The organism is Floccifex sp. (assembly GCF_051873495.1).
Classification (GTDB): Bacteria; Bacillota_I; Bacilli_A; order Erysipelotrichales; family Erysipelotrichaceae; genus Floccifex.
The window spans coordinates 1-4129 of sequence record NZ_JBJEEX010000144.1 but is presented as its reverse complement, the minus strand read 5'-3'; the positions used below and the strand labels follow the sequence as shown (position 1 = coordinate 4129).

The window sequence follows — 4129 nt, the reverse complement described above, 5'->3', positions numbered from 1 at the left end:
TGGCAAAATATAACCCCTCGAATAAAATAAAACGAGGGGTTTGTCAACAAACTGAGAAGAAATATTTCTATTTCTTCAAAATTTAATAATCATTTTCAATGTATTTATAAATATAAGCAATTTCTTGAATTGGTATATCAATTCCATAGTACAATTCAATGTTTTTAAACGATTTCTTTATATATGAAACAAAAATAGGATGTTCATTTTCAAAGGAACTATCCACTTGTTCACTTTCCTTTGATAAAACCAATCTTTCAATCATACAACAAATATGGACATATAACCCAAAACATGTCTTTGAACTAAACTGTTTATTTAAATATTCCTGAAGTTGATCCAATGAATTTGTAACTTGTTTCAATAAAGTATGTGGATTTAAGATTGTCAAAGCATTCATGATATTTGATAAAGAGAAATTATGTAGAATTCTACGATTAAATTCTTCAATTTGTGATAACGACATATAATCATTAAAATACTCATTTAACTCATCAAAACTATCATTAATAATTAAATCTTCAATCCCAATAAAATGAATTCCCTCTACATTTGGATTCAATGTTCCAATTACACAAAGAACATTATTTTGCTCAAATAAAGCAGAAGTCGTTCCATATTCTATTAATTCATTATAATTACAAATCTTTACATCAATCGAAACATCTTGTGGCAAAGAACTTTCAATCATATCTTGAAGTTTACGAGCTGTTCCAATACCACTTGCACACGAACAAAGAATGACTGGTTTCTTTAATTTATTTTGAACAATATGATACATGAAATTCGTTTGCGTTCCTTCTATTGTATCTTTAAACAATTGTTCCATAGGTGTATTCTGTCGAATACCATTTCCAATTTCTAAAGCAATCGCTGTACTAACATTATTTATAATTCCAATATCAATTTGATCATCTTTTATTCCTTTATATATTTCTTCTAATGATCCCATATCCACTAGTAAATACAATTCCTTAATTTTTCCAATTCTCGAAAGATATAAATTTAATTTTTCAATCATCGTTGCTGTATCTACATATAAAGGCATATCAATCGCATCAAAAACATATTCTCCTAATAAACGATTTGCTGCATCGGCAATAGAAGAAGCCGTTGAAAAGCCATGGGCCATTACAACACTAGCTTTTTGATTGTATCGTGTATCTTTTTGATGATTGTATATATAGAATATGAATGTACAAATCACAATAGGATTAATTTCCAATTCTAAATAAGACTTTAAATATGTACATATTTCTAGGGAAATATTTGCTGCTCTAAAAAATTCATTTTCTAATAATTGACTTAAATCTTCACAATCTTCTTCATGTTGTAAAGAATATGTTCTCACTTCATGGTAATCGTTAGCTAATTCATCCAAATAACAAGAAATGGCCAATATATCATTATTGGTTATTTTAACTCCATATCGATTCGCAACTAAATCAAATACATATTGTACTCCTCGTTTATAATATTCAATTTGTGGAGTGATATGCTTTCTTAAAACTAAATTATCGAAATATCTTTCTACTGTTTTCTTCCCTTCACTCATCATTTCATCCAAAGAAATCTTATTATTCTTCAATTCATTGAACCAATAAATCAGTTCATCACTCAATTGAATTATTTCTTTTTCATGATGATAAATGCCTTTTAAATCATCAACATAAATATATTCATCATTCGTCAAAGAACTCTTTTGACTTGAATACACCATATTCAATAATTTTTTAGGTAAACTATTCAAGCGAATTATTAATTCCCCGTTTTCTTTTGTGAATAAAGAATTAATACAACAAGTTTGAATACAACTCTTTAATTCTCCGATATTACCTGGCATCTTACTCGACAACAATACCGAATAAACCTTTGAACTCAATTTGATTTTACAATTCAAACGAGCTTGTTCATTAGAAAACAACGTATAAAGCAATTCTATTCGTTCTTGTGTTCCTCTTTCATCTAAAGAAGGAATTGTAATGACCATAGGAATACGACGAAGTAACGTTTTTAAAAGTACTTTTTCAGGATTTTCAGTCGTTGCGAAGATAATGCGCACATTCGATTTATACCATTTTTCATTATCTCCTACACGATGATAAATACCTTGATCCATAAACAAAAATAATTTTTCTTGGCATTCTGCCTTTAATTCATGAACCTCATCTAAAAATAATACCCCATCATTGGCAAGTGAAATTAGTCCTTCATTATCTTTGTCAGCTCCTGTAAAAGCCCCTTTTACATGTCCAAATAAATTGGCAGTCAATAATTCCGGATTGTTGGCATATTCACTACAATTCACTGTTACAAATTTTCCTTTTACAATACCTTGATGAACAGCCCATTTATAGCTCAATTTCGCAATAAAACTCTTTCCTGTTCCTGTTGGTCCATACAACAACATAGGAAGACCGTTAGGAGGATAAGCAATTGTCGCTTTACACTGATTTACTGTTTCCTTTAAAGAATGTTGATAGCCAACTAATTCTTCAAAATCAGATTCTTGTTCACATAAAAATAATTCATCTAAATTCGCATATCTATCTTTTGTATATGGGATTTTTTGATCATCTAAAAAAGAAGTAGATACATAAATAAATGGTTTACTATCAATACGCACAACTTTTTTATCATCCATAAGCTGTTTTAATAATAAAGAACATTGATTTCTGCCTATTTTTAAAGCTTCGCTGATTTTTAAAATAGAATTATCTTCGTATTTTTTTTGTATACAATTCCTATTTATTAAATCTAATATTCTTTTTTCCATAAAACCTCTCCTCATTCGTATATTGAACAAAATATAGTATAATCTAGCTATGAAAACATCTTATAAACTAAATCAAACTCTTAGTCAAAAACTTAAATTATCTAAGACCATGCAAGCACAAATTAATATGTTAGGAATGAACCAAGCCAAAATTTCTTCATTACTAACAGAAATAGCTAATACCAATCCTTTTTTAGAATATGTTCCTAGTTCAGATATCAACAAATATCTAGAAGAAGCCGTTTCTTCTAAACCCAAATTACAAGATGAACTATATTATCAGCTCCATACAACTACTATTAATTATAATGAAAAAATATGTGAATTTATTATTAATTCTTTAGATTCTCATGGTTTCTTTACTTTAAATCATGAAAAGGCAATTCGACATCTTCATACTAATAAAAAACAATTTGATTTTAATCTAAAATTAATTCAATCTTTTGAACCCATTGGAGTCGCTGCATCTTCAAGTATAGATAGTATTTGTATTCAATTAGAACATAAAAAATATCTAAATGCTGCCTATATGTTAAAAACATTTCCCAATGAAGTAGAAAACCAACAATGGCAACTAATATCCAAAAAAATGAAAACTTCAATTGACGTCGTTTATGACTATCTATATCAAATACAAACTTGTACTCCATTTCCGTGTTCGCAATATTCTACAAGCAATACTGAATATATAATACCTGATTTAGAAATTCAAGTTATTGATGATGATATAATCATTCAGCCAAAGGAAATAGGAAAAATAGAATTAATATCACAAGAAAATATAAATAAAGAATTAAAGGAATACTTTAACCAAGCAAAATTCTATATAGACAGTCTAAATAAAAGAAATAAAACACTTTTAGTTTTATCAAATACCTTATTCACAATTCAAAAAAGCCATTTTTTGTATAATGATGAACTCCATGCTTGTGGAATAAAAGATATCAGTGAAGCCACTGGTTTTTCTTACTCTACTGTATCTAGAACACTATCAAATAAATATTATTTATATGATGGACTAATTTATCCTATCAAAGATTTATTTGTTTCAAGTACAAAGCAAGGAAGTTCTAAAGACGCCATTAAAAGTGCTATAAAATATTATATCGACAATGAAGACTCGACTTGTCCATATAACGATGATCAATTAGTTTCATTGTTAAGCGACTTAGAATTATTTGTATCTCGAAGAACTATATCCAAATATAGGTCACAAATGAATATACCCAATTCTAAACAAAGAAAAATAAACTTTAAATCCAAAGCCTCTTCTGAAAAAAAGTTGTAAAAGAACAAATAAAATATCGACAATTAATATGTAACTAGCAAGGTGAGAAAAAAAATTCTCATCTT

General features: G+C 28.0%; 2 protein-coding genes. One reads left to right on the top strand and one right to left on the bottom strand.

Translation table 11 applies throughout. The annotated features are described in order from the left end of the window. Nucleotides 1–82: 82 nt before the first annotated feature. Nucleotides 83–2776 (bottom strand): sigma 54-interacting transcriptional regulator, encoded by a 2694-nt coding sequence (locus tag ACI313_RS09605; protein ID WP_320607504.1) that lies wholly within the window; start codon nucleotides 2774–2776, stop codon nucleotides 83–85. A 49-nt stretch (nucleotides 2777–2825) separates the two neighbouring features. Here ACI313_RS09605 and ACI313_RS09600 point away from each other — a divergent pair, with 49 nt between their 5' ends. Then, nucleotides 2826–4064, top strand: coding sequence for an RNA polymerase factor sigma-54 (locus ACI313_RS09600; protein ID WP_320607505.1), 1239 nt, complete (start codon nucleotides 2826–2828; stop codon nucleotides 4062–4064). Nucleotides 4065–4129: the final 65 nt, after the last annotated feature.

Bases quoted from the DNA above. Each gene is read 5' to 3' on its own strand.
- ACI313_RS09605 (WP_320607504.1), bottom strand. From the start codon at position 2,776: ATGGAAAAAAGAATATTAGATTTAATAAATAGGAATTGTATACAAAAA.
- ACI313_RS09600 (WP_320607505.1), top strand. From the start codon at position 2,826: ATGAAAACATCTTATAAACTAAATCAAACTCTTAGTCAAAAACTTAAA.